Raw genomic sequence first — 23827 nt, forward strand, 5'->3', positions numbered from 1 at the left:
GCGAAAACCTACCGTATCTTATGTGTTTTTCTGGTACAAGCATGCCCAGTCTGTTTTTAAAAATTCGAATTTAGTATCCATGCCGAACAAAGATTCGGAATGACCTATAAAAAGGAAAGATTTGGGAGCCATTGAATCCCAAAAACGGTTTACGGCAGCCGTTTGCATAGCTTCGTCAAAGTAAATAAGCACGTTTCGGCAAAAAACAACGTCCAAATTGCGCTGTCCCGAATCGTTTTTTAAGTTGTGATAGTCAAAGTTAATCGTAGACTTTAATTCTTCTTTAACTTGGTAACCGCCGTCTATTTTAGTAAAAAAACGCGTTAAATAATCGGGCGGGATGCCGACTATGCGGGCTTCAGGGTAGTAACCTTGTTTTCCGACCATCAGCGATTTTAAAGAAATATCGGATGCGGTAATTTCAAAATTTATTCCTGCAGGCAGTATTGATTTTAAAATCATAGCGATGGTGTAGGGTTCTTCACCGGTGGAACAGCCTGCGCTCCATACTTTTATCGTGCGTCCGCCCTGTTGTTTTTTTAGTTCAAGTACTTTGGGAATAACGTAGTGAGTAAAAGCGTCAAAGTGAGGCTGATTTCTAAAAAAACGGGTTAAATTGGTAGTAACCGAATCCAAAAAAGCCTTCATTTCTTCTTTGTCTGAAAGAATAAGGCTGTAGTAGTCTTCGACTTTCTCAAGCTGTTTTTCGCGCAAACGTTCTTTTAATCTGCTGTCCAAAATGGAACGGTTGGAAGCGGAAAAAGTGATACCGCTTTCATCGTAGATGGTTTTACGGAACATATCAAATTGCGCGTCGGTTAACAAATCCATCATAATTAACAAATTATACTCTATTTATAAAAAAAAGTAAACGGTTTTATTGTAAACCGTTGACAAAAAGCGGCAGAGATGTGAAAATTGCGCAATGAGTAAATATATTTTGGTAACCGGCGGCGTGTGCTCCAGTTTGGGCAAGGGTGTGGCAGCAGCGTCTATCGGCACTCTTTTGGAATGCAGCGGCTTAACAATCGCTATGATGAAATGCGATCCGTATATAAATGTGGATGCGGGGAATATGAATCCGTTTCAGCACGGGGAAGTGTATGTAACCGAAGACGGCGCGGAAACGGATTTGAACTTGGGCAATTATGCGCGCTTTACCGGCGTAAAGCTCAGCAGTGCAAATTCCGTTACTACCGGTAAAATATACGAAGAAGTAATAAAAAACGAGCGAAGCGGGCGCTATAACGGGCGTGCGGTGCAAGTAATTCCGCATATAACCGACGAAATAAAACGGCGCATTATGCTTGTGGGAATGAAAACGCAAGCGGATGTGGTTATCGTTGAAATAGGCGGAACGGTCGGCGATATAGAATCCATTCCCTTTTTGGAAGCTGTACGTCAGCTGATACGCGAACAGGGTAAAGAAAACGCCCTGTCTGTTCATTTAACACTTATTCCCGCCATCACCGGGGGAGAGCTTAAAACAAAGCCGACTCAGCATTCGGTAAAAAATATGCAGCAATTGGGTATTCAGCCCGACATTTTGCTGTGCCGCACGGAAGTTCCGCTTGACGAAGATATGCGCAAAAAAATAGCGCTGTTTTGTAATGTGGAAAAAGAAGCGGTTTTTACTTCTATAGATGTGCATAAAACCATATACGAGCTTCCTATAGAATTTCACCGTCAGGGTGTTGATAGCCGTATTTTATCAAAGCTCGGCTACTCTTCGCGTAAAGCGGATATCCGCTCGTGGATTGATTTTATCGATAAATTAAACCGCCCCAAAGGCAAAGTGCGTATCGCTATGCTCGGTAAAAAAACATACCTTGACGATTGCTATAAATCAGTGCGCGAATCTTTATTTCATGCGGCAGTTAGTGCTCACGGCCTTGCCCTTGAAATATGCAAAATAGATGCGGAAACGCTTGAAAACACTTCCGATATAGAACCGTTTTTTCAAAACATAGACGGTATCATCATTCCCGATAATTACGGGCAAAGAGGCTTTTTAGGGCTTTTGCAAGCCGTCCGCTATGCGCGTGAAAACAATATTCCGTTTTTGGGTATTAATTTGGGTATGCAGCTTATGGCAATAGAAACTGCGCGGGATTTACTCGGTTGGGAAGACGCCGATTCTACTGAATTTGTGCAAAATTCGCAGCATCCGGTAATCAGTTTGCCCGAAGAGCAAGCAGGGCTTGCTGCAAGCGGTGTCGTCAGATTGGGAAACGGCGGCATAACGCTGGTTAAAGGTTCAAAAATAGAACGCATTTACGGCAAACAAGACATTATCGAACGGCACCGCAGTAAATACGTATTCGACCGTAAATATGCCGACGATATGGCGTCTCATAATTTATTGATAAGTGCTTTTTCCCAAGACGATGGGCAAGTGCAAGCTTTTGAATGGAAAAATCATGTTTGGGGAATAGGCGTGCAGTTCCATCCGGAATTTTTGTCGCGGCCTGCTTCTCCGCACCCGCTGTTTGCAGCATTTATTGGGGCGGCTTTTCACAAATGAAACGCGTGCGCCGTACTCTGACTCTGTGCCGCCGCTTTTTAGTTGAGCGCGGCTTTAAATGCAAATATACCTGTAAAAATAAAGGGCTTTTTTGTATTTTATGTACGGGCGCATTTTTTTTGTGTTTGCAAAGCGTTTTATGTTCTTGTTCGCTCGATTACGGACAACGTGCCGTTTCAAGCGCCAATGTGCCCGAATTCGCTTTTTACGGCGCCGAATTTACGCGGATAGAAAACAATATGCCCAAGCTGTATATGAAAGCCGCAAAACTGGAACAGTACGGCGGAACCGATGCTATGTACGTTCAAGACGCTGTTTTTACCCTGTATGACGGTGAAAATGTGCGCATGGAAGGTTCGTGCGCCTTGCTTTCCGCCGAACGCAACGAAAAACGTTATCATTTTTTTTCACATATCGATATAAAAGATTATGAAAAAAACGCCGAAGTGCAAGCGGAAAATTTGCGCTGGGACGGCACGGGCGAAACGCTTGACGGCGGAAAAGACGATGCTGTTTCCATTTCCGTGTCAAACGATAACGGTACGGTTATACAAGTGCAGGGTACGGGTTTTTCCGCACGCGGCATTGATGTAACGTATGCTTTTGAAGGAAAAGTCAGCGGTACTATTGAAACTGCCGAGGCTGCCGGGAACGCTGAACAAGCGCAAAGTGCCGAATAAAAGCTTGTAGGGGAAAAACGTGCAGAGGATACAAACGCTACAGCTACTACAGCCGCTTAAAGCGCTTAAAACAAACAGCCGGTATCGGAGAAATTTTTGTTTGCCGCGTGCGCTGCTTTATTCTTTTGTATGCGCACTGTATGTACTTTTTCCGTTTGCCGCCCGTGCCGAAACAATACGGTTTTCCGCCGATTCTATGAGCGGGAGTACCGCGCAAGACAGCGAATACACGCGGTTAAGCGGTTCGGCACAAGTGGAAACCACTTCCCTGCAATTAAAAGCCGGAACAATAACTTTGAGCGGAACCGATTACCGCATTATCAGTGCCGAAGAAAATGTGCAAGGCACTTACCTTGAAAGCGGGTTTACCTTTAAGTGCAATTCTTTGCGCTACGACCGCAAAACAAAGGTAACCGTTTTGGAAGGAGCGGTTTCGATGAATGATACGGAAAACGACGTTCAGTTAAAAGCCGAGTACATTGAATACAGTCAAGACACCGAAACGGCGCTTATTCAAATAAATGTGGAAATTACCCAAGACGATGCGCTGTGCACTTCGGCGTTTGCCGTGTACCGAAAAAAAATGCAGATTTTGGAATTAAGCGGTGCGCCCAAAGTAAAACAAAAAGACGACACCTTTCAAGCACAAGAAATCGTTTTTGATTTACGTTCGCGAGAAATTACTTTGGACGGTAAAGTGCGCGGCAGTGTTTCGGATACATCGGATACAAAGGAAAGCGGAGTAAAAAGCGAAAACGGAACTAAAACCGAAACAGAAACAGGAACCGAAAGCGAATTAAAAACCGAAAAAGACGTTCAAAAAAAAGGTTCAACAAAAAATACAAATACAACAACAAATACAAAAAGCGGCGGAAAAAACAATGGCTGATATAAAAGGCGAACTGCAAGCAGTCAGTTTATATAAAAGTTTCGGGAAAAAAGAAGTGGTGCGCGGCGTTAATTTTTCCATGCATACCGGAGAAGTCCTGGGACTTTTGGGACCGAATGGAGCGGGCAAAACTACCACTTTTTATATGATAGTCGGCTTTTATCGTCCTACCGGCGGAGAAGTTTTTTTGAACGGGGAGTGCATTACCCGCCTTCCGATGTATAAGCGTGCGCGCATGGGTATTTCTTATTTGCCGCAAGAAGCTTCTATTTTTAGAAAACTCAGTGTTGAAGAAAACGTGTGGGCGATTATCGAAACGCGCCGCGATTTGTCTTCCGTACAAAAAAAAGAACTTTTGGAAGAGCTTTTGGAAGAGTTCTCCATAACGCACATACGCAAACAAGGCGCTTATACACTTTCCGGCGGCGAGCGGCGCCGAACCGAAATCGCACGCGCGCTTGCAAGCGATCCGCGTTTTTTGCTTTTGGACGAACCTTTTGCCGGCATAGACCCTATTGCCGTAGCCGACATAAAGGCAATGGTACGCTTGCTTGCCAAGCGCGGTATCGGCGTGTTGATTACCGACCACAACGTCCGCGATACTTTGGAAATTACCGACCGTTCAATTATTATAAGCGGCGGTCAAATTGTTGTGCAGGGAATCCCTCAAGAGATTTTGGATTCCCCCATCGCCCGCAAAATCTATTTGGGCGAAGAATTCAAAATGTAAGGGGTGCAGGAAATTAAGGGTATAATTTTCCTGCACTTTTTTCACTTATAGCGTGTCGGCGAAAAACGAGCCTGTTTCATCGACGGCTATGTACAAACTGGCAAAGTTCGGCTCCGAAAACACGTTAAACGTATGTTCCATGCCTTCAATAAATACCGTTTTGCTTTTGGGATTGTGCGAAACCTCTTTTATTTTTGTGCTCCATTCGGGATTAACCGCCGTGTCCTGCGTGCCTGCAATCGCCAATACCGGTCCGGTAAAACGTGCAAATTCGGCTAAAACGTCCGTGCTCATAACATCTTTGCACCATTGCAAGCTGACGTTCAGCGGACTTCTCCAATCGAATTCCATTACAAAAAAACCGTTTTTTTGTGCTTCTTTGTAATCGGCTTCGGTAAAAAAATCGCCGTCATTTAATTTGGGAGCTCCCGCCCATGTGACTGCGCTTTTAAAAATATCACCGTGGCGTGCACAGGCAAGCAAGGCAATTGTACCGCCTTGGCTCCAGCCCATTACCCCGATGCGCGAAGAATCGATGTTTTTTAATGAACCGATGTATTGAGCCGCTTTTACTGCATCTGCTACGGCGCTTGTAAATGTATAGCCGGTGTAGTCGGCTTTTGAATCGCCGTTTCCCATAAAGTCAATGCGGATGGTGGCTATGCCGTATTTTTCTGCCAGTACGGGAGCGGCTTTGCGGTATCCGTCGCCGGCTTCGTTACGGTTGGACGCGGTTCCGTGCAGCATGACAACGGCAGGAAAGCGGGAAGAGCCGTCGGGTATGCACAGCGTTGCCGGAATAACGTGACCGTTTGCAGGAATTTCGACATCGGTTTGCGTATACGCGTACATGCCGTCTTTTTTTGAAGAAGTACAGGCACTCATTAAAAGTCCTGCACCGACGCAAACACTTAAACAAAAAAATACCCCTTTTTTCATAAGTCCTCCTAAAAAACTATTGTAATAAAGCGCCAGTATAACTATGCGCGGCGATTGTGTAAAGGTAAAAAAAATTAACTTGACATGTACGCCAATGGCATATATAGTTTGTATATGGAGCTTATTGAAACTTCGGTATTTACGAAAAAAATTACGGCTTTGCTCAGTGAAGACTCTTATAGATTGTTTCAAAATGCTCTTATTACAGCGCCGTGTCAATTAAAGGTGGAAACGGACTGAGGAAAATGCGTTGGAGTATTGCCGGTAAAGGAAAACGGGGCAGTCTCCGCATTATTTATTATTATAAAACGGTAAAATCTTTGATTTATTTACTGTATGTTTACAAAAAAAAATGAAGCGGAAGATTTAACCGATAAACAATTGGAAATATTGGCTAAAGCGGTAAGGGAGTTGTAGTGGTATGAAAGAACAAGATTTTAATGAATTGTTGACAAGTGTACAAGAAGCCGTTCAAATAAGCAAAGGTAATATTCCTCCTTCGCGTTCATTTAAGCCGACTCCGGCAAATGTTGCCGCTATTAGAAAAGGTATCTGTAAAAGTCAAGTTGATTTTGCACATATGATAGGAGTAAGTGTCGGCACTTTACGGAATTGGGAGCAAGGACGCCGGTATCCTCAAGGGGCAGCAGTTGCTTTACTTAAACTTGTTTCGGCATCTCCCGAATATGCCGCACAAATTCTATCAAAAAAAATTTAATATTGTTATCTGATATACAGTCGGCAATGTCCGGTTCAGGGAGCACGATTGTGTAAAGGTAATTGTGTAACTTTTTGTTGAACGGGAAGTTATATAAGTAACATGAAACGCTATATTACAGCTGCACTTGTGTGCGCTCTGTTTTCGGTTGTGCCGGTGTCGCTTTTTTTTATGTCCTGTAAAAGCAGCAGCTTTGCACTCCGTGATTCTCAGGAGCGCAAACAAGCGGCGGTGCGCAATACAAATGCCGAAAATCCCGATTTTTTAGGCGATTTTGACCCGATACGGCTTGAAGACGTTATGGCGCTGCGCGTTGTATTCGGAAAATTAAAGCCGACCCGCATACGCTTGTATTTTTTGCCGCGCACAAACGTTGTTGAAGCGTACTTACGCGACGGTATGAACGCTTATGCGCTTTTATTTACACAAAAAGAGCGCGAAGCGCTTTCCGAAGGTATAACGCTATATACCCGCGACTACCAAGTTTACGCTGCAGGCGATAAAAATGCGATGAACGTGCGCGCCCCTTCGACAAAAAACGCGTATAACCGCGGCAGTTTAACGGTAGGTTGGGGCGCTGCGAGCACTGTACGCAACGGGAAAACCGAATTCCGCACCAATTATGAATTTCTTGAAAAAGGAAAGCCGTATTTTGTGTTTACGGCGGAACCTGCCGACGACAGCGAAGATCAGGACGCACAATCTCCTGTTTTACACTTGTATTTTTCGCCTTCTCAGCTCGAAAAACTGATAAATACCGTTAATCAGGATGTTTTACAGGAAAAAGTAGACGAACTTTCGCAAGAAGCGTTTTCATTTTGACATATTCCCTTGTAACTGTTAAAAATATTTGACAATTCCCATAAGGTGTGCTAAACTTTTAGGAAAAGAAAGCTGACTGTGCCTTAAAAAAAGCGTTGCTTTAGTACAGTTTTGCACATTTTAAGGAGGGATATTTTAAATTATGAAAAAGATCCTTGCATTTTTTCTTGTGTTTGCTTTAGCCGGAGCTGTTTTTGCAGATGAACCTTCCGCCGAAGCAAAAATAGCGGAATTTAAAGGTGATGCCGCAGTTACGTTCGGAGTTGATTTGGACACAAATCGCACCGGTTTTAAAAACGAAGTCGGCGGCAGTATTAAACTGAACTTGTTGAACGGCGGCGATAAATCGACCACCGGCGACGGCATATGGGGCGAACTTAAGCTTAAAATAAACGCTTTTACCCTGCAAGCTAAAGCCGATAAAAACGTTAATTTGCTTACCAAAATAGACGACGATGATGTTAAGGTGGAAATAGATACCGCAAAAATCCACATCGGTCCTGCATATGTAGGTATTAAAAAAGGCGATCTTAACTACGGTTCGAATTTTTGGTACCCGAATGCGCTTAACTACAAAGACGGCGACGATGAATATTATAACCGCACGCCTTCCGATAAAGTTAAATACGATCAGGGGCTTGTGCTGGGTTATGAACAAAAAGACTTGTTCAAAGTTGAAACGGCTTTCCGTTCTCAAAAGGATACCGGAAAAAAATTAGACAAAGTTGAAGGCGTTATTCTTCCGAAAGATACCGAAATTAAAAAAGGAGAATATTTTAAATCTGTTGAAGGTGCACATGACAATGCCAAAACCGATGACGTTTTTGACGACGCTGCTCTTGTTGATCCTATTCCGGGAAAAACCGATGTGAAAAAACTGAAAGCTACTAAGGCTGTTTTCAAACGCGTTATGAAAGACGGCGATACGAATTATTGGACCGATAAATACGCTTTGGGTGTGTACGGTGAAGTAAAACCCATTAAAGATTTGCGTGTTGCTATCGGTACGGCTTATGTATTCGGCAGACTTAGCGGCGATAAAGATGTTCTTAAAGCGGTAGGCGATTCCGATAACAGAGGCGATATTACATTCTTTACCGGCGCGGATTATAAACTTTCTTTATTGGAAAAATTCGTCGTTAATCCTGTGGTTACTTATACCTTGTATGCCGATGCAAAATGGAACGGTGCAGACGAAAAACTGTATTACCCGGAAGACCTTAAAACCAGCATGTTAAAAACCGGCGTACGGTTCGGCTGGGGCGAAGAAAAAAAATCAAACTCTCTTTTGTATGATTTCTTCGGAAAAAACACACTGGTATACGATACGAACAAAGAAGACAAAGGCGATGACAAACTGCTTCCCGGTGTTTCACTTTTCGGCGCGTTTGACTTAGTTAACAAAAATATCGAAACAAAACTGCCCCTGATGATGACGTTCTATTCCGGCGAACTCGTAAAGGGCTTAAACGTTGCTGCGTTGGTTCATGCAAACGTTGCTAAAGACGCTTCAGAAATTTCCAGAGTTGTTCCCGGTACGGTATATGCGGGACGCATGACCAAAGCGGACTACGAGCGTTTGATCGGTGCAAAAGGTTTGCAGATCGGTCTTGCCGCAAGCTATGACGTTAAACTTAACGATATAACGATTGTTCCTGCTGCCGCTATGCTTTGGACGCACGGTATGTTAAAAGGTGAGGCTGATACCCGCATGACTGCCGATGAATTCAAAGTAGAAGCTAAAGTAGACGTTAAGGGTGTTATTCAAAACACAACGCTTTCCGTTTTTTGGGATGAGGCCGCTTTTGGTAAAGGTACATCAAAAGAATGGACATTTGGCGTAAAACACGACGAACAAAATTATTACACGCTTAAAAACGGTGTGTTCGGCTTAAAGGCGAAAATCGCTCTGTAAGACTTGAATACTCCGATTTTTAATCGGTAAAGTTAACAGCCGCCGTGCGGGAAACCGTGCGGCGGCTGTTGTTTTTTTTTTATATTTGTGCTAGGGTGGGAATCTATTTTTTTTCCCGGGAGGAAGCAATGGAAAAATTATTCAAAATGGATGTTCACGGCACGAATATTCGCCGTGAAACGGTTGCAGGAATTACTACTTTTTTAGCAATGGCGTATATTTTAGCGGTAAATCCTTCAATTATGTCGAATGCCGGTATGAGCAGCGCGTCTGTGTTTACCGGTACGGCAATTGCCGCTGCGATTGCTACGCTGACTATGGCGTTTACGGCAAATTTACCCATAGCCTTGGCACCGGGTATGGGCTTAAATGCGTTTTTTGCTTTTACCGTTGTACTGGGCATGGGAATTTCATGGCAAAAAGCTTTAACTGCAGTTTTTCTTGAAGGTGTTTTATTCATCATTTTATCGCTGTTTAACGTTCGCGAAGCTATTATAAAAGCTATTCCGTCAAATCTTAAAAAAGCCGTTGCAGCAGGTATAGGCTTGTTTATTTGTTTTATCGGCTTCCAAAATGCAGGTATTATTGTAAACAACGATGCAACTTTAGTAGGCTTGGGAAACTTAACGTCCGGTTCCGCTGCAGTTGCTATGATAGGTCTTGCAATCACCGCCGTTTTGTTTGCTTTAAAAGTTCCCGGTTCCATTTTGCTCGGCATTTTGCTTACCACGCTTATCGGAATTCCTTTCGGGGTAACTCAGTTGCCGCAGGGGTGGCAGCCGGTTAGTATGCCCGCTTCTCCGCTTTTGTTTCAGTTTGATTTTAACAATATACTTTCTTTCGAATTTTTTGCAGTCTTTTTTACATTTTTGTTTGTAGATATTTTCGATACGGTGGGAACTTTGGTTGGTGTTGCTTCAGAAGGACGCCTCATGGATGCTAACGGAAACGTGCCGCGCGTAAAACAAGCCTTGCTTGCCGATGCCGTAGGAACGGTAGCCGGTGCATGTTTGGGAACATCGACGGTTACCAGCTATGTGGAAAGCACGGCAGGTGTTGCAGCAGGCGGGCGCACCGGTTTTACTTCGCTTACTACGGGTATACTGTTTTTACTCGCTTTATTTTTAAGCCCCATTTTTTTACTGGTACCCGCTGCAGCAACAGCTCCTGCGCTTATTGTTGTAGGATTTTTAATGCTTAAAGCTGTAACCGGTATCGATTTTAACGATGTAAGCGAAGGCTTGTCTGCATTTATTACAATCGTTATGATGCCTTTTGCCTATTCTGTAGCCGAAGGTATTGTATGGGGTATCATTACTTACGTGGTAATGAAAGCTGCTACCGGAAAAGCAAAAAGCATCCCGGTAATTACGTGGATTTTATGTGCGGTTTTTGTTTTACGGTTGGTGTTGGCTTAAAAGCAAAAGTATCCGATAAAAAATAAAATAAAGATTAAAAAAAACGCCGCTGAAGCTGCATAGCTTTGCCGGCGTTTTTTTATTTGCTATTGCTTTACGGCTACGGCTTCGATTTCAACCAATGCGTCTTTGGGTAAACGCGCCACCTGGACTGCAGAACGTGCAGGAAATGCGCCGTCGGTAAAAAATTGAGCATACACTTCGTTCATTGCGGCAAAGTTATTCATGTCGCTTAAAAAAACGGTTGTTTTTACGATGTCGCTCATTGAACAGCCGGCTTCATCGAGTACCGCTTGTACGTTTTTCAGCGATTGCTGTGTTTGTTCTTTTATCGTTGTGCCTGCAAAAGAGCCGGTTGCAGGATCGACGGGAAGCTGTCCCGAAGTAAAAACAAAATTGTTTGCCTGAACGGCTTGTGCATACGGACCTATTGCTTGCGGTGCGTTTTGTGTTGCTATTGTCTTTTTCATAATCCCTCCGTTATTCGGTTACTACGAAAAACTATATCATAAATTGCGTTTTGAGGCAATTTATAAGGCGGTTTTTGCATTTTGGCTGCTGTGATCTTCGCTTACAAAGCGGAATGCGTCTTTTTCCCAGCGTCCGCTTAGATAGTAAGGGGTAATAATAAGTGCCCCTGCAAGCCAACCTGCCGCATAACACCAAAAAATGTCGTATTTACCGCTTATGTAATTAAATAGATATGCAGACGGTACGCGTACTATAATTAACGATACGAATGTAATAATCATCGGCATAAGCGATTTTCCCGCACCGCGTACGGCAGCGCCCAAGATAAAAATAACGGCAAGCAAAAAATAGCCCGGCATTAAGCGCATAATAAATTCTTGACCGGTATGCAGTACTTCTTCGTCGTGGGTAAATGCCATAAGTAAATAGCGCCCAAAAACCATAACCAAAATACTTATACTTACGGATAAAGCAATGGAAATAAAAAGAGTACTGCGTACCCCTTGTTTTACCCTGTCCAGTTTTTTTGCGCCGATGTTTTGTCCTACGTAGGTTGAAGTTGCATTTGCAAAACTGAGCAAGGGCATAAAAACAAAGGTGTCGATTTTATTTGTTGCGCTGTACCCTGCCATAAAAGCGCTTCCGTGCCCGTTTACCAAACGCTGCAATACAACCGTCCCTATGGAAAACAGCGCGTTTTGAACTCCTGCCGGCAATCCTATACGGATACAGCGCGATAAAATACTCATATCGAATTTTATATGACGCAGCGATATGCGGAATAGCGTAATCGTACGGTTTATGTACCACACACCGAATAAAAATGCCGCACACTGCGCAATAAGGGTTGCCAGTGCAACGCCGAATATACCCATGTCGAAAACGGTTACAAAAATCAAATCCAATACGATGTTTATAACGGTTGCGATACTTAAAAAAAGCAAAGACGATTTACTGTCTCCGACACCCTGTAAAATGGCATTATTGATGTTATAGCCGAACGAAACAAAAGTACCGGCAAACATGGTTTTTAAATACAAAGCGGACATTTCCATTGTGTCGCCTTGGGGCGTATTCATTAAGTTTAAAAACGGACGGGCGCAAACGATTCCGCTTACGGTAATCACGGTAGCTCCTACAACCATGGCTATGTACAAAGTGTCGACGGTTGATTGCAGTTTTTCTTTTTGTCCGGAACCGAAAAATTGGGCGATTAAAATCGAAGCGCCTATACCTATGCCGGTAAAAACCGATACTAAAAGAAGCATTACGATAAACGAATTGCCGACTGCAGCTAAAGCTTCTTTTCCGACAAAGTTTCCGACGACAACGCTATCTACGATATTGTATGCTTGCTGCAACAAGTTTCCCAAAAGCATGGGAAATGCAAAACGGCTGATAAGCCGTATGGGTTTTCCTTCTGTCATGTCAATCATCTTTTTTCAGTTTCTCCATTTTTCTGAGCCGCTGTTCATCGATCGTAACGGTTAGATTTTTTTCGTGAGAAGGTAAAACAGTTCCTTTGGGCGCATTTTTTGCACGCCTAAGGTGTTTTACCTGTGTATAATATATATCGGCGGTTTTTGCTTTACGGGCTTTGGAATAAAAAACCGCTAGATTGCCCGCATCCAATAAAATTTCCAGAGGGATAGTTTTGTCTCTGCGGCTTTTTATAAAAATGTAACCGCCGCTCCAATCCCGCGTATGCAGCCACATGTCTTGTCCTTTTACGTAATGACGCAGTAATTCATCGTTTTCGGCTGCACTGCGTCCTGCAAAGATGTCCCATCCGTCGATAAAAAACGCAACTCCGGGCCGTTTTTTCTTTTGCTGTACCCGTATGCTTGTGTTTTTTTGCAAAAGCTGCTTCATCCGTACCGGGTTTTCTTCTTGGCGGATGGTGTCCCATGCGCTTTGTACCTTTTGCAATTCGGCTTTTAAATCTTCAATGTCGCGTTCCAAATCGGCGCTGCCGCTTGCAGCTTTTTTGTACTTTGTATAGTACATTTGTGCATTTTGCGCTGCACTTTTTAAAGGGTCTATTTTTAAGCACACAATGCTGCCGCCGTTTTCGTAGTCGGTACATTCAATGCTGGAAGTTCCGCTGTATTTGCCCTCGCCGGTCTTTTTTTTATCGCCGACCGTTTTTTTTCCGGCTGCGCTGTTTTTTGGAACGCTGTTATTCGCGCTGCTTTCGGCTGTTTTTTCGCTTTCCCTGTTTTTTTGCGCATTCAACAAATGCGCATGTGCCAGTATTAAATCGCCTTGATGTTTCCACAGTGCGGCATTTTCAAAATCTTTTCTTTTTTCTTCCAGCCTTTGCAAAGCACCCTGTATGCGGTTTACCGCTTGACCGTATTTTTTTTCGGCTTGAAGTAAAAGAGCGCTGCGTGAACAACGCTCTCCGTGTTCGCCGTACCAGAGGTCGATTTTTTCGTTTAAGCTCAAGCCGCTTGACTCGATTTTTTCGGCAGCGAGCAATTCATCGAAATTTCTGATTTCAAAAGTTTTTTGCGCCGCACGGATATGCTCTCCATCGATTTTGGGTAAAGTAAAGATACCGCCGCTTACTTCTTTGCGTTTGGGTCTCCGATAAAAGGCGTCTAAAATGCACAAGTTTTCGTCGGTAAGCAAAACGTTTGCCGCACCGCTCCACAGTTTTATAAACATACGGTACTTTTCGCCGCTTCGTTCAAGCTCCAGCCGGACGATACGTTCTTTTCCTATTTGCCGGCAGCTTGCAATTTTACAGCCTTTTACGCGGCTTTTTAAGAATTCCATAAAACGAAGCGGCTTTGCCGTTTTCGGAATGTTTCGTTTTGTTTCGTGTATGCGGCACTCACCGGCAGCAAGGCACATGTATAGAACTTTTGCGTTTTGGTACGAAGTTTTGTATACATACAAAGCCAAACTGTCGTAACCGGGCTGTACAATTTGCTGGATAAAAGCATTTTCAATGTCCAGTTCAGCTAAAACGGCATCTATTTCCTTATAATTCAGCGACATAGGTTTCTCCGAATGCATGTGCAGCTGTGCCCGTTAAAAAAATTGCGCATATAAGTTTGGGTGAGGCATAAAAAAAGCTGCCCGGTATTGCAGGCAGCTTTTTTTCAGCGCTTACGTGTACTTGTGTACCGGGCGCCGTGCCGCAATTTTTATTTTTCCGCCATAAGCAGCGTTTTGGGGTCGAGCTTTAAGTTAATTCCGTCAGTTGCTTTGCCGTGCATTTTCAGCACTTTCATGTTAATGGAATCGTTCTTTTGCTCTAAGTGAACGACGGTGTTTATTTTTTGTTCGGTTGCGCTGTTCATAACCGTACACACGTCTTCGCTTTCGCAATTACATGTTGCCCAAATAACAAAGCCGGCTTCGGCAGCATAGTTTTTTAATATGGTTATGTCGTTTTCGTTTACTTCAGCAAAATTAAACCCGTCTATAATCAAACAAGCGGTAGGAATGCCGCCGGAAAGCAGCGCTTTAAGCGTTTGTACAATTTGCGCAACCGAAACGGCGTGCTGGTTGAAATTCAAAATAATGCGCTTGCTGATCAATTCGTTTTTTACTTCTTCAGCATTGGCAAGGTTTTTCTTTTTTGACATTTCCCAAAAGATATCTTCATACCACGTAATTATGGCATTTGTATGTTGATTAAAGGAAACATGTACGACTTGCTTGTTTTGCAACAGCATATCCAAACCGATTTGTACAAGTACCGCCGTTTTGCCCAATCCTTTTTTGGAAGTCAAAATGCCCATTTCACCGGTTTGTAATCCGCCGTTGGTCGCTTGCTCAAAAAAACGAACCGGACTGCGGTCGATAAGATCTTGTTTGACCATGTTCACTCCTTAGTTAATATTTTGTTTTACCTATTGGCTTTTTTTGCGTTTTTCTTCGTACTCTTTTGTCAGCGTTTCCGAAATGCTTGAAGGCACTTTGCCGTATTTTTCGAATTCCATAGAGAATTCCGCTTTACCTTGCGTTAACGAACGCAGCACGGTTGAAAAGCCGAACATTTCACTCAACGGAACTTCCGCATCGACACGGCTGAAATTTCCGTCTTCGGTAGAAGAAATAATAACGCCGCGGCGCTGGTTTATAACGGCAAAAATGTTTCCTTGGAATTCGGTAGGACCTTCTATGGAAACCTTCATAATCGGTTCCAAGATAATCGGTTTTGCTTTCATGTACGCTTCCCTGAACGCTCCGATAGCCGCTTGTTGGAATGCGATATCGGAAGAGTCTACCGGGTGCGATTGACCGTCGTTGATGGTCGCTTTTATGCCTACGATCGGGAACCCTATTAAAGAGCCTTTTGTCATAGAAGCGCGGAAACCTTTGTCGCATGAAGGAATGAATTCGTTGGGAATAGCACCGCCTTTAATGGCATCCACAAATTCATAGTCTTTGCCTTCAAGGGGTTCTAAAAAGCCTGCAACGCGTCCGTATTGACCGGAACCGCCTGTTTGCTTTTTATGCGTATAGTTAAAATCGGCGTGTTGGGTAATGGTTTCGCGGTACGCAACTTGGGGCATACCGGTTTCCACTTCGCATTTGTATTCGCGTCTCATGCGTTCGATGTAAACTTCCAAGTGAAGCTCACCCATACCTTTAATAATCGTTTGGTTCGATTCAGGATCCACATAGGTTTGGAACGTGGGGTCTTCTTTGGTAAAGCGGTTAAGCGCTTTTGCCATTTGGTCTGCCGATTTTTTGTCTTTCGGCGTAATTGCCAAAGAAATAACCGGGTCGGGAACGAACATCGAAGTCATAGCATAGTTTAAACTGGGATGGCAAAAGGTATCGCCGGAAGCACAGTCGATTCCGAACAAGGCTACGATGTCGCCCGGAGCTCCCTCGTTGATGTCTTCCATCGTCGAAGAGTTCATACGCACCAAGCGTCCGACTTTAAATTTTTTGCGTGCACGCGTGTTTAAAAGTTCATCGCCTTTTTTAAGGCAGCCTTGGTATACGCGCACATAGGTAAGCTGTCCGTATTGTCCGTCTTCCAATTTAAAGCCTAAAGATACGCACGGCAATTTTTCGTCGGATTTTAATTCCACCGGAGCTTCGTTGTTGTTCAAATCCAAAGCGGTGTTTTTTACTTCGGTAGGGTTGGGCAGGTATTTGATAACGCCGTCTAAAAGCGGCTGAATGCCTTTGTTTTTGTATGCAGAACCTAAAAATACGCCGACAAATTGTTCGCTGAGCGTTCCTTTACGGATCGCACGCTCAATCATTTCTTGAGTTTCGTTTCCTTCAAGCATAGCTTCCATAAGTTCGTCGTCGAACATAGAAGCGGCATCCAAAAGTTCTTCGCGGTATTTTGCGGCTTCGGCTTGCAAGTGTGCCGGAATTTCGGCTGTACGCAGTTCGGTTCCGTTATCGCCTTCAAAATAGATGGCTTTCATCGTTACCAAATCTACAACACCTTCGAGTTTGTCTTCCAAACCGATGGGGATTTCCATCATGTATGCGTTAAGACCGAGTTTTTCGCGCAATTGCATGCGTACTTTAAACGGGTTTGCTCCGGTGCGGTCGCATTTGTTAACAAAGGCTATACGCGGAACGTGGTAGCGCTTTAATTGGCGGTCTACGGTAATTGACTGCGACTGTACGCCGCCGACGGAACACAAAACTAAAATTGCCCCGTCCAAAACGCGCAAAGAACGTTCAACTTCAACGGTAAAGTCCACGTGACCTGGTGTGTCTATAACGTTGATAGTGTGATCTTTCCATTTTACCTGCGTAGAGGCAGATTGAATAGTAATACCTCTTTCGCGTTCCAATTCCATGTTGTCCATTACAGCGCCGACACCGTCTTTCCCGCGCACTTCATGGATCGCGTGAATTTTATCGCAGTAAAAAAGAATGCGTTCCGACAGGGTTGTTTTTCCGGAGTCGATGTGGGCACTGATACCGATATTTCTCATTTTTGAAATATCAAAGCTCATAATTATAGTACCTCTCAATTATAGTTTTGCAGACATTGCAAAGATTTCAGTATAAAAACACTCGCACCATTATATCGAAATTTTTTTATAATAGCAAGCTCAATACTGTTTTTTTTATTGTGCTAAAGGGTGGCGGTTTATAATTTTAAAAACGGATTTTTGCCGTAATATCGCCTTTAAAACCGTTTGCTTTATTTTCGCCGCCGGTAAACGAGCAAGAGGTATCCAAACTTACGCTGTTTTTGCGCGTATATTGCAGCGGAATAAACGAAACAGCTTTTAGTTTTATAAGGTATGAGCGCTCATAAGTATGCGTTTTTTGAGGAGCAAAAAAGATAAGCTGTGCAGATGCACCCACTGTGGTGCGTATGCGCTCAAGCGGTATAAAGCTTGCCGAAAACGAAGAGGTTAAACGATATTCTTTTAGTATCCGTGCGCCTTGCGGTATGCACAGCCATTGGCAGCTCCAATCCCATGTGCGTTTTACTTTTTTGCTCGCATACGGCGGGGTAAAACTTATGAGTGATTTTACTGTAACGGAAGTTTTATCGTGTACGGCGGGGTATACGCTGTCGGCTTTTTTTATTACGCGCATATCGGAAACGCTGCACGATACTTCGGTTTTTACCGGCGGCGCTTGTACAACAATGCCTGTTTTTAAGGCGGCGGTCCACGGGCTTTGGTTTTGTTTTTTTTCTTTTTTTGTTTTACCGGAGCCCGGTTTTTTACCTGTTTGCGAAGCGGCTTCTTTTTTTGGCGTTTCGTATGCAATTTCGCTTGCAGCACCTATTTTAACAGACCGTATCGGCGAATGTGCAAAAACGAATGTAAGCTGCGGATTAAATGAAAACTTAACGCTGTGTTTTTCACTTGTTCCCGATTGATTTACGTAGTGCGGCGTGCACATAAACCACTGCAAGCTGTATGAATAGGGTAAAAGAGAGCGGATAAGGTATATGCGGGTAAACGCTTGAAAAGCGGACGTTTGCGGATTGTTGCCTTGGGCGAAGCGCATGCTCAAACGGCTGTGTGCGGTTTTAAAATCGAATTGCTGCATAAACGCATGCGAGTATAGTGTTTCCGTGTATACCGTACCGGCTTTTTTTGCTGCAGAAGGGCTTACGTAAGCAGGTATACGCTCAACTGTAAGCGGAACGCTTTTCCATGCAAACGCTGCTGAAGCGCTTATTCCTTCGGGAAGCAAACGCCCGTACACTTCGATTTCAAACGGTACGTATATGCCGGCGCCCGGCGACATTTTGCCGAAAGACAAAGACGGAGCTTGGTTTGCCGCCGCTTTTTCACCGCTTACAAAAACAAGGGTGTGTATAAACGAAAACGCTTTGAATTCCAGTGCGCACGACAAAGGCGTTTTTTCGGCGGCGGAAGGAAAGCCGATGTACAGCGGATGCACCGGTTTTGCCGGCTGTGATGCAGCGCTTGCAGTTCCCGTAGTGGGTTTTGAAAAACCGTTCCACATACCGGCAAAGCGCACGTTTCCCAAAAATAGGGAAAAAAGCGGCGACGGGTTGATTTTTATACTTACGCTGCTTTGAGCAGGGCGCACGCCCGATACGATTGCTTGAAATTCTACGTTTTGTGTAATCCGCCCTTTTTCTGCGGTTGGGGTAGGGATTGCCGTTTCGGTTCGGCTAGCTGTTGTACCGGGGACGGTCGTCTCGGCAACGGCGGCGTTTTGCGCTGCGATTGCACACAGCGTATATAAAAATAAAGGCAGTATGTGTTTCATACTACCTTTATTCGCTCACGTTTGTAATTTTTTTATACTTTTTGCGCGTTAAACCGTAAAATTCCGTGTTTTTTTTATTTTTATAAAAAAAACACTTGCGTTACAGTATCGCTTATCCTTACCTTGCCGCTAACCCTTATCGTGCAGGCTTTGAAGAATTGGTAACATAGCTTTTTGTGGAACTGAAATTATCTATCAGTTTTATGCGGCTGTTCCAGTATTCGGCTTCGCTTTCGGTTGTATAGGGTCCGACTCTCAGCCGGTAGTATACGGTGCCGGCTTTATCCTGATACGTAAACACTTCGGCAGGAATTTTTTCGCCGGCGAGCACGCTGCGCGCATATTCGGCGTTTGCTTTGTTGGTATAAGAGGCGGCTTGTACCCAAAAACGGTCGGCTATTTTTTGAGAGCCGGTTTTTGCGCTTTTTGCGGAAGCCGAAGCTGTTTTTGCCGAGCCCGCATTTTTGACGGCAGGCTTTGCTTTCTTTGTTTGTGTTTTTGCTTGCGCTCCGGCATTGCTTTTTTTAGCGCTTGCCGTAGTACTTGTCTTTTTAGCTTCCCCGGCGGATGATGAAACTGCCGTATTATTGGTTTTGGCAGAAGTTGTAGCTTCCGCTTGCACGGTAACGGGAACAACCGTTTTTACATCGCTCATCGGCTGCGTGCCGGAAGGAGCGCTTATTACTCTTTGTTCTGCCGCACCGGTTTGGTCCGTTTGATTGTCGCCGGAAGCGTTTTGCGCAGTTGTTTGCGAAGCGCCCAAATCGATAACGGTAGTGTTTTCGCTGATTACCGTAACATCGCGGCTTTGTACCGTTTCAGGCGGCAAAACGCCGTTTGTGTTTTGCATGTCGGTTTGGTTTTGTAAACCGTTATCGGTTGATTGTAAACCGGATGACTGTATATCCGAAGGTAAAAGTTGTCCTGTTTGGTCTTGGCTGTTTTGCATAGAACCGGAAGACGAACTGAGAAGCCATGTGCTGTTATCCGTTTGTGCGGAACTTATAAGCGGCTCTGTGCTTTTGTGCGGAGAATAGAGAATAAGTGCAGCTCCGATAACAACCAGCAAAAAAATACCGACTGCCGCGGTTACCCATAATATTCGTTTGTCATCCATAAAAGTACTATCCTTTGTTTATACACATATTCAAAGCGCGCAGAATTTGCGTTTTCAGCCGCTCCTGTGTTTTTGAATTTTCTACAATATATATATCGGCATTTTGTTTTTTACATTTAGCAAAGTTTTTTTGCTGAAAGAAAAACCGTGCGGCGATTTGAAAAAAACTTAATCCGTCTCTGCGGCGCACCCGTTTAATGCGAAGGCACAGCGGAGCGTGTATGTACAGTATGCAATCGCAGCGCTTTATAATCGGAACTTTGTGTAAAAGCGCCGCATTCACTACAAAAGAAGCGAGGGGCTGTTTTTCGATTTGTTCTTCCATAATACGGTTTACTTCGGGGTGAATTATGTGCTCAAGGGCTTGCAAATCCTTTTTGCCGGAAAAAACGATTGAACCGAGCGCCCGTCTGTTCAGGGAACCGTCGGCGTTCAGCAGTTGTATGTGCCGTTTGCGCGCTTTTTCTTTAAACATTTCGGCTATTTGTGCCGTATGTTCGCACAGCACGCTGTGCGCAATTACGTCGGCATCCAAAACTGTAAAGTTTTTTTCGCGCAATATATCGGCTGCGGCGTTTTTTCCGGCTGCCATAGGTCCGGTAATGCCGATGATGTACCGGTTTTTCAATGGAATTCACCCCAGTTGGCGCCGTATTCTACGCTGACGCGAAGCGGGACGGAAAGTTCAACCGCTTTTTCCATTTCGGTTTTTAAAAGAGAAGCAGTGTCTTTTGCTTGTTCTTCGCTGCATTCGGCTATCAATTCGTCGTGCACTTGCAGCAGTAAGCGTGCGCCGGCTATGTCTTTTTTCAGTGCGCGGTCAACTGCAATCATCGCTTTTTTTACGATGTCTGCCGCAGAACCTTGGATGGGTGTGTTTACCGCTATGCGTTCGGCTGCCGCTTTTTCTTTTTTGTTTGCGCTGTTTATGGATGTAATAATGCGCCGTCTTCCCATAATGGTTTGTACATATCCGTTTTGTTCGGCATCCGCTATCGTTTTATAAATAAATTCTTTTACGCCCGAATACGTTGCAAAATATGAATCTATAAACTGTTTTGCCGTCCCCATGGGAATACCCAATTCATTGGACAATCGGAAAGCGCTCATGCCGTACATAACGCCGAAATTGATGGTTTTTGCCGTTCTGCGCTGCTCTGCGGTGATTTGTTCGGGCGGCACGCCGAATATAAGTGCTGCCGTTGAGCGGTGTACGTCGGTTCCTTCGTTAAATGCGGCGCACAGGTTTTTATCTTGCGATAAATGTGCCAAAATAACCAATTCTATTTGCGCATAATCGGCGGAAACCAAAACGCGTCCTTTGGGAGCGCTAAAGGCGGCTCGTATGCGTCTTCCGGCTTCTTCGCGCACGGGGATGTTTTGCAAATTGGGATCGCGGCTGGAAAGTCTTCCGGTTGCCGTTCCCGTTTGAATAAAACTGGTGTGTATGCGCCCGTTTTTGTCAGCCAAAGCGGGCAACGCGTCCACATAGGTGGATTTTAGTTTGGCAAGCGCACGGTATTCGAGTATTTGTTTGGGAACGCTGTGCCACAGTGCTAATTCTTCAAGTACTCCCGTATCGGTAGAAAAACCTGTTTTTGTTTTTTTTGAAGGCGTTAATTTAAGTTCTTCAAACAATACCTGCTGCAATTGTTTAGTGCTTGCAATGTTAAACTCGTGTCCTACCGTATCGTAAATAGTTTGTTCGGCAGTTTTGATTTGTGCCGTCAATTCCGCCGAATATTCGGTAAGTTTTTGTTTTTCAATACCGATACCTGCGATTTCCATTTGTGCCAGTACGGGCAGTACGGGGGTTTCCAGTTCGTAAAACAAAGCGCTTAAGCCTGTGCTTTCCAATTGCTTTTTAAGCACGTGCCACAACTGCAGCGTAAAATCGGCGTCTTCAGCGGCATACGGTACGGCTTGTTCCGGCGGAACGTCCATAAAAGTTGCACCTTTGGGAACGATATCCGCAAATTCTATGCCTTTTAAACCCAGTTTGCTTTCGGCAAGGGAGCCCAGTTTAAAAGAGTCGCGCTCCGGCTGTAAAAGCCATGCGGCAATCATCGTATCGTACACAGTGCATTCGGGGAATTTTCCTGAACCCAAACCGTTTGCCAACAGCACTTCCAAGTCGTATTTGCCATTGTGCATTATCAAGTGCATGTCTTTATTGTAAAAAATGCGTTCAAGTTGATGTAACGCGTCTTTTTTTGCTATCAGGTTTCCGGCAAGCAGCATATCGGTTGTTTCAATCGGAACATAGTATGCCGTTCCCGCTTGCGTGCACAAAGAAAACCCGGCAAGGCGCGCTTGGTGCGCATTAAGGCTATCCGTTTCGCAGTCGAATGCAGCTGTTTTAAGCTCGAGTACGGTGTCTATAAGGGCTGTCAGTTGCGTTAAATCGTATACCGGGCGGTAATCTCCCGTGTTTTGCCTAACTTCGTCGGCGGTTTTTTCTTCCGGAATATCCGTATGCGGCGTTTTTGCAGCATGAATTGCAGCAGATGGTGTAGCGGAACTGTCCGATGGCTTTGCCGATGAAACCTCTTTTTTTTGCCCCTGTGCGGATTCTGCGGCTTGTGCGTATTGTTTTGCCACGGCAAAGACGCCGCAGTTTTGTAAAAGATGCGAAGCTGCAGCGTAATCGATATGAGCGAGCGAAAGATCTTCAATCGTTGTGCCGAGCGGAACATCCGTTTTAAGCCGGATAAGCGTTCGCGAAAATTCTCCGCTTGTTTTACCTTCACGTATTTTGTTGCCGAGCGCTCCGGTAATTTCTCCTGCGTGTTCGTAAATACCTTCAAAACTTCCGTATTGTGCCAGCAGTTTTTGTGCGGTTTTTTGTCCTATACCCGGAACTCCGGTTATATTGTCCGCCGTATCGCCGGTTAAAGACAGCATATCCAACATAAGAGAGGGGGGTACTCCCCACTCTTGTTCAACTTGTTCGGATCCGATAAGCTCCCAGCCGCCGGTTTTTCCGTTTTTCATCATCATGATTTTATCGTCGATAAGCTGCATAAGGTCTTTGTCACCGGATAAAATGCGGCACTGTTTGTTTTGTTCGCGGCACATACGGGCGACCGTCGCGATAATGTCATCGGCTTCAAAACCGTCTTGGCGCAGCACGGGTATACCCAACGTTTGCAAAATGTTTTCTATAACAGGTACTTGTGCGTGCAAATCTTCGGGTGTTTTATCGCGGTTTGCTTTGTATTGGTCGTACATTTGATGACGGAACGTAGGCGTACGCGAATCAAAGGCTGCCGCCGCAAAAGAAGGGCGTTGACTTTGCAAAAGGTTTAACAAATTGCGGAAAAAGCCGAATACGGCTGAAACGTTTTCGTTTTTTTCATTTGTCAGCGGGTGGTTTATAAAAGCGTAATACGAACGGTAAATAAGCGCGTAGGAATCCAAAATATATACCGTGTTGTCGGTCATTGCATTCTCCTGCTATAAAGTAACACGGATTGGAAGTAAAAACAAGGAGTTTGCAGGTACGCATTGTGCGCTTTCGTTTTTTTATCAAAAAAAAAGGTTGAAACCTGCCGGAAAGCAGGTTATAATAATACCCATGGAACAATACCGTAGCGCAAACAGTATTCCGCTCCACGACCTTGCCTCCTTTGCGCATCAACATGTAACACAAATTACACAAAAGTCTGCCCGGATGCTTGACAAAGCGTTCGAACGGTGCATAATCGTTCGTTCGTTCGTTCGTTCGTTCGTTCGTTCGTTCGCGTAACTTATGCACAAAACTCAAAATCCGTAAACAACCAACAAATAGGGGCGAATGTGGAAACCTGTCCCGCTTTACGTGAAAGAACAAACAACGGCATCCATGCCGGTATGAGGATTGCATATCCTGAGTGCAATTCACAACTCGAGTTTGCTCCGCAA

At 44.4% G+C, this 23827-nt stretch carries 20 protein-coding genes; 9 read left to right on the top strand and 11 right to left on the bottom strand.

Translation table 11 applies throughout. The features are described from left to right. Positions 1–18: 18 nt before the first annotated feature. Positions 19–834 (bottom strand): CheR family methyltransferase, encoded by an 816-nt coding sequence (locus HMPREF9193_RS03915; protein WP_021686772.1) that lies wholly within the window; start codon positions 832–834, stop codon positions 19–21. A gap of 91 nt (positions 835–925) precedes the next feature. Here HMPREF9193_RS03915 and pyrG point away from each other — a divergent pair, with 91 nt between their 5' ends. The 4 genes from pyrG to lptB are packed head-to-tail and all read left to right on the top strand — an operon-like array spanning position 926 to position 4823. Then, positions 926–2524, top strand: a complete 1599-nt coding sequence (gene pyrG, locus HMPREF9193_RS03920; RefSeq protein ID WP_021686773.1) for a CTP synthase — start codon at positions 926–928, stop codon at positions 2522–2524. Beyond that, positions 2521–3204, top strand: a complete 684-nt coding sequence (locus HMPREF9193_RS03925) for a hypothetical protein (protein ID WP_040847464.1) — start codon at positions 2521–2523, stop codon at positions 3202–3204. The genes pyrG and HMPREF9193_RS03925 overlap by 4 nt, the downstream gene beginning before the upstream one ends. A gap of 19 nt (positions 3205–3223) precedes the next feature. Next, entirely contained in the window at positions 3224–4093 is an 870-nt protein-coding gene (locus HMPREF9193_RS03930; RefSeq protein ID WP_211227770.1) for an LptA/OstA family protein, read from the top strand. After that, positions 4086–4823 (top strand): LPS export ABC transporter ATP-binding protein, encoded by a 738-nt coding sequence (gene lptB / locus HMPREF9193_RS03935; RefSeq protein ID WP_021686776.1) that lies wholly within the window; start codon positions 4086–4088, stop codon positions 4821–4823. The genes HMPREF9193_RS03930 and lptB overlap by 8 nt, the downstream gene beginning before the upstream one ends. Before the next feature lie 45 nt (positions 4824–4868). Here the strand turns inward: lptB and HMPREF9193_RS03940 are convergent, their stop codons facing one another. Further along, positions 4869–5762, bottom strand: coding sequence for an alpha/beta hydrolase family protein (locus tag HMPREF9193_RS03940; protein WP_040847465.1), 894 nt, complete (start codon positions 5760–5762; stop codon positions 4869–4871). Between the two features lie 114 nt (positions 5763–5876). Here HMPREF9193_RS03940 and HMPREF9193_RS11465 point away from each other — a divergent pair, with 114 nt between their 5' ends. From HMPREF9193_RS11465 to HMPREF9193_RS03960, 5 genes are all read left to right on the top strand, one after another. After that, complete coding sequence (locus HMPREF9193_RS11465) at positions 5877–6002, top strand: hypothetical protein (RefSeq protein WP_306698966.1); 126 nt, start codon at positions 5877–5879, stop codon at positions 6000–6002. Positions 6003–6183: 181 nt separating this feature from the next. After that, positions 6184–6480 carry a NadS family protein gene (nadS, locus tag HMPREF9193_RS03945; protein WP_021686778.1) on the top strand — a complete coding sequence of 99 codons (297 nt, stop codon included), beginning with the start codon at positions 6184–6186 and terminating at the stop codon, positions 6478–6480. Positions 6481–6582: 102 nt separating this feature from the next. Further along, on the top strand, positions 6583–7302 hold the full coding sequence (locus HMPREF9193_RS03950) for a hypothetical protein (RefSeq protein ID WP_021686779.1): 720 nt from the start codon (positions 6583–6585) through the stop codon (positions 7300–7302). A 142-nt stretch (positions 7303–7444) separates the two neighbouring features. Further along, the gene (gene mspTL, locus HMPREF9193_RS03955) at positions 7445–9217 is read left to right on the top strand and encodes a major surface protein MspTL (RefSeq protein WP_021686780.1); all 1773 of its coding nucleotides are present in this window, start codon (positions 7445–7447) and stop codon (positions 9215–9217) included. Between the two features lie 128 nt (positions 9218–9345). Continuing rightward, positions 9346–10635: an NCS2 family permease gene (locus tag HMPREF9193_RS03960; protein ID WP_021686781.1), complete on the top strand. Its 1290-nt coding sequence runs from the start codon at positions 9346–9348 to the stop codon at positions 10633–10635. Positions 10636–10721: 86 nt separating this feature from the next. Here HMPREF9193_RS03960 and HMPREF9193_RS03965 read toward each other — a convergent pair whose 3' ends face one another. The 9 genes from HMPREF9193_RS03965 to polA form a co-directional block, all read right to left on the bottom strand. Then, on the bottom strand, positions 10722–11105 hold the full coding sequence (locus tag HMPREF9193_RS03965; protein ID WP_021686782.1) for a RidA family protein: 384 nt from the start codon (positions 11103–11105) through the stop codon (positions 10722–10724). Positions 11106–11165: 60 nt separating this feature from the next. Beyond that, entirely contained in the window at positions 11166–12542 is a 1377-nt protein-coding gene (locus HMPREF9193_RS03970; RefSeq protein WP_021686783.1) for an MATE family efflux transporter, read from the bottom strand. Beyond that, positions 12535–14112, bottom strand: a complete 1578-nt coding sequence (locus HMPREF9193_RS03975) for an NFACT RNA binding domain-containing protein (protein ID WP_040847466.1) — start codon at positions 14110–14112, stop codon at positions 12535–12537. Before HMPREF9193_RS03975 ends, HMPREF9193_RS03970 begins: the two co-directional genes overlap by 8 nt. A gap of 149 nt (positions 14113–14261) precedes the next feature. Further along, positions 14262–14942 (bottom strand): hypothetical protein, encoded by a 681-nt coding sequence (locus HMPREF9193_RS03980; protein ID WP_021686785.1) that lies wholly within the window; start codon positions 14940–14942, stop codon positions 14262–14264. Between the two features lie 30 nt (positions 14943–14972). After that, positions 14973–17057, bottom strand: a complete 2085-nt coding sequence (gene fusA, locus HMPREF9193_RS03985) for an elongation factor G (protein ID WP_021686786.1) — start codon at positions 17055–17057, stop codon at positions 14973–14975. A gap of 145 nt (positions 17058–17202) precedes the next feature. Next, positions 17203–18807 carry a hypothetical protein gene (locus HMPREF9193_RS03990; RefSeq protein WP_021686787.1) on the bottom strand — a complete coding sequence of 535 codons (1605 nt, stop codon included), beginning with the start codon at positions 18805–18807 and terminating at the stop codon, positions 17203–17205. A 136-nt stretch (positions 18808–18943) separates the two neighbouring features. Then, positions 18944–19924: an SPOR domain-containing protein gene (locus tag HMPREF9193_RS03995; protein ID WP_021686788.1), complete on the bottom strand. Its 981-nt coding sequence runs from the start codon at positions 19922–19924 to the stop codon at positions 18944–18946. 7 nt (positions 19925–19931) lie between these two features. Continuing rightward, a complete protein-coding gene (gene coaE, locus HMPREF9193_RS04000; RefSeq protein WP_040847468.1) occupies positions 19932–20552 on the bottom strand; it encodes a dephospho-CoA kinase in 621 nt (206 codons plus the stop codon). Then, positions 20549–23368, bottom strand: coding sequence for a DNA polymerase I (gene polA / locus HMPREF9193_RS04005; protein WP_021686790.1), 2820 nt, complete (start codon positions 23366–23368; stop codon positions 20549–20551). Before polA ends, coaE begins: the two co-directional genes overlap by 4 nt. Positions 23369–23827: the final 459 nt, after the last annotated feature.

The sequence above is a fragment of the Treponema lecithinolyticum ATCC 700332 genome (assembly GCA_000468055.1).
Taxonomy (GTDB): Bacteria; Spirochaetota; Spirochaetia; order Treponematales; family Treponemataceae; genus Treponema_C; species Treponema_C lecithinolyticum.

Coding starts and splice junctions, on each gene's coding strand:
- HMPREF9193_RS03915 (WP_021686772.1), bottom strand. CDS start 834: ATGATGGATTTGTTAACCGACGCGCAATTTGATATGTTCCGTAAAACC.
- pyrG (WP_021686773.1), top strand. CDS start 926: ATGAGTAAATATATTTTGGTAACCGGCGGCGTGTGCTCCAGTTTGGGC.
- HMPREF9193_RS03925 (WP_040847464.1), top strand. CDS start 2,521: ATGAAACGCGTGCGCCGTACTCTGACTCTGTGCCGCCGCTTTTTAGTT.
- lptB (WP_021686776.1), top strand. CDS start 4,086: ATGGCTGATATAAAAGGCGAACTGCAAGCAGTCAGTTTATATAAAAGT.
- HMPREF9193_RS03940 (WP_040847465.1), bottom strand. CDS start 5,762: ATGAAAAAAGGGGTATTTTTTTGTTTAAGTGTTTGCGTCGGTGCAGGA.
- HMPREF9193_RS11465 (WP_306698966.1), top strand. CDS start 5,877: ATGGAGCTTATTGAAACTTCGGTATTTACGAAAAAAATTACGGCTTTG.
- nadS (WP_021686778.1), top strand. CDS start 6,184: ATGAAAGAACAAGATTTTAATGAATTGTTGACAAGTGTACAAGAAGCC.
- HMPREF9193_RS03950 (WP_021686779.1), top strand. CDS start 6,583: ATGAAACGCTATATTACAGCTGCACTTGTGTGCGCTCTGTTTTCGGTT.
- mspTL (WP_021686780.1), top strand. CDS start 7,445: ATGAAAAAGATCCTTGCATTTTTTCTTGTGTTTGCTTTAGCCGGAGCT.
- HMPREF9193_RS03960 (WP_021686781.1), top strand. CDS start 9,346: ATGGAAAAATTATTCAAAATGGATGTTCACGGCACGAATATTCGCCGT.
- HMPREF9193_RS03965 (WP_021686782.1), bottom strand. CDS start 11,105: ATGAAAAAGACAATAGCAACACAAAACGCACCGCAAGCAATAGGTCCG.
- HMPREF9193_RS03970 (WP_021686783.1), bottom strand. CDS start 12,542: ATGATTGACATGACAGAAGGAAAACCCATACGGCTTATCAGCCGTTTT.
- HMPREF9193_RS03975 (WP_040847466.1), bottom strand. CDS start 14,112: ATGTCGCTGAATTATAAGGAAATAGATGCCGTTTTAGCTGAACTGGAC.
- HMPREF9193_RS03980 (WP_021686785.1), bottom strand. CDS start 14,942: ATGGTCAAACAAGATCTTATCGACCGCAGTCCGGTTCGTTTTTTTGAG.
- fusA (WP_021686786.1), bottom strand. CDS start 17,057: ATGAGCTTTGATATTTCAAAAATGAGAAATATCGGTATCAGTGCCCAC.
- HMPREF9193_RS03990 (WP_021686787.1), bottom strand. CDS start 18,807: ATGAAACACATACTGCCTTTATTTTTATATACGCTGTGTGCAATCGCA.
- HMPREF9193_RS03995 (WP_021686788.1), bottom strand. CDS start 19,924: ATGGATGACAAACGAATATTATGGGTAACCGCGGCAGTCGGTATTTTT.
- polA (WP_021686790.1), bottom strand. CDS start 23,368: ATGACCGACAACACGGTATATATTTTGGATTCCTACGCGCTTATTTAC.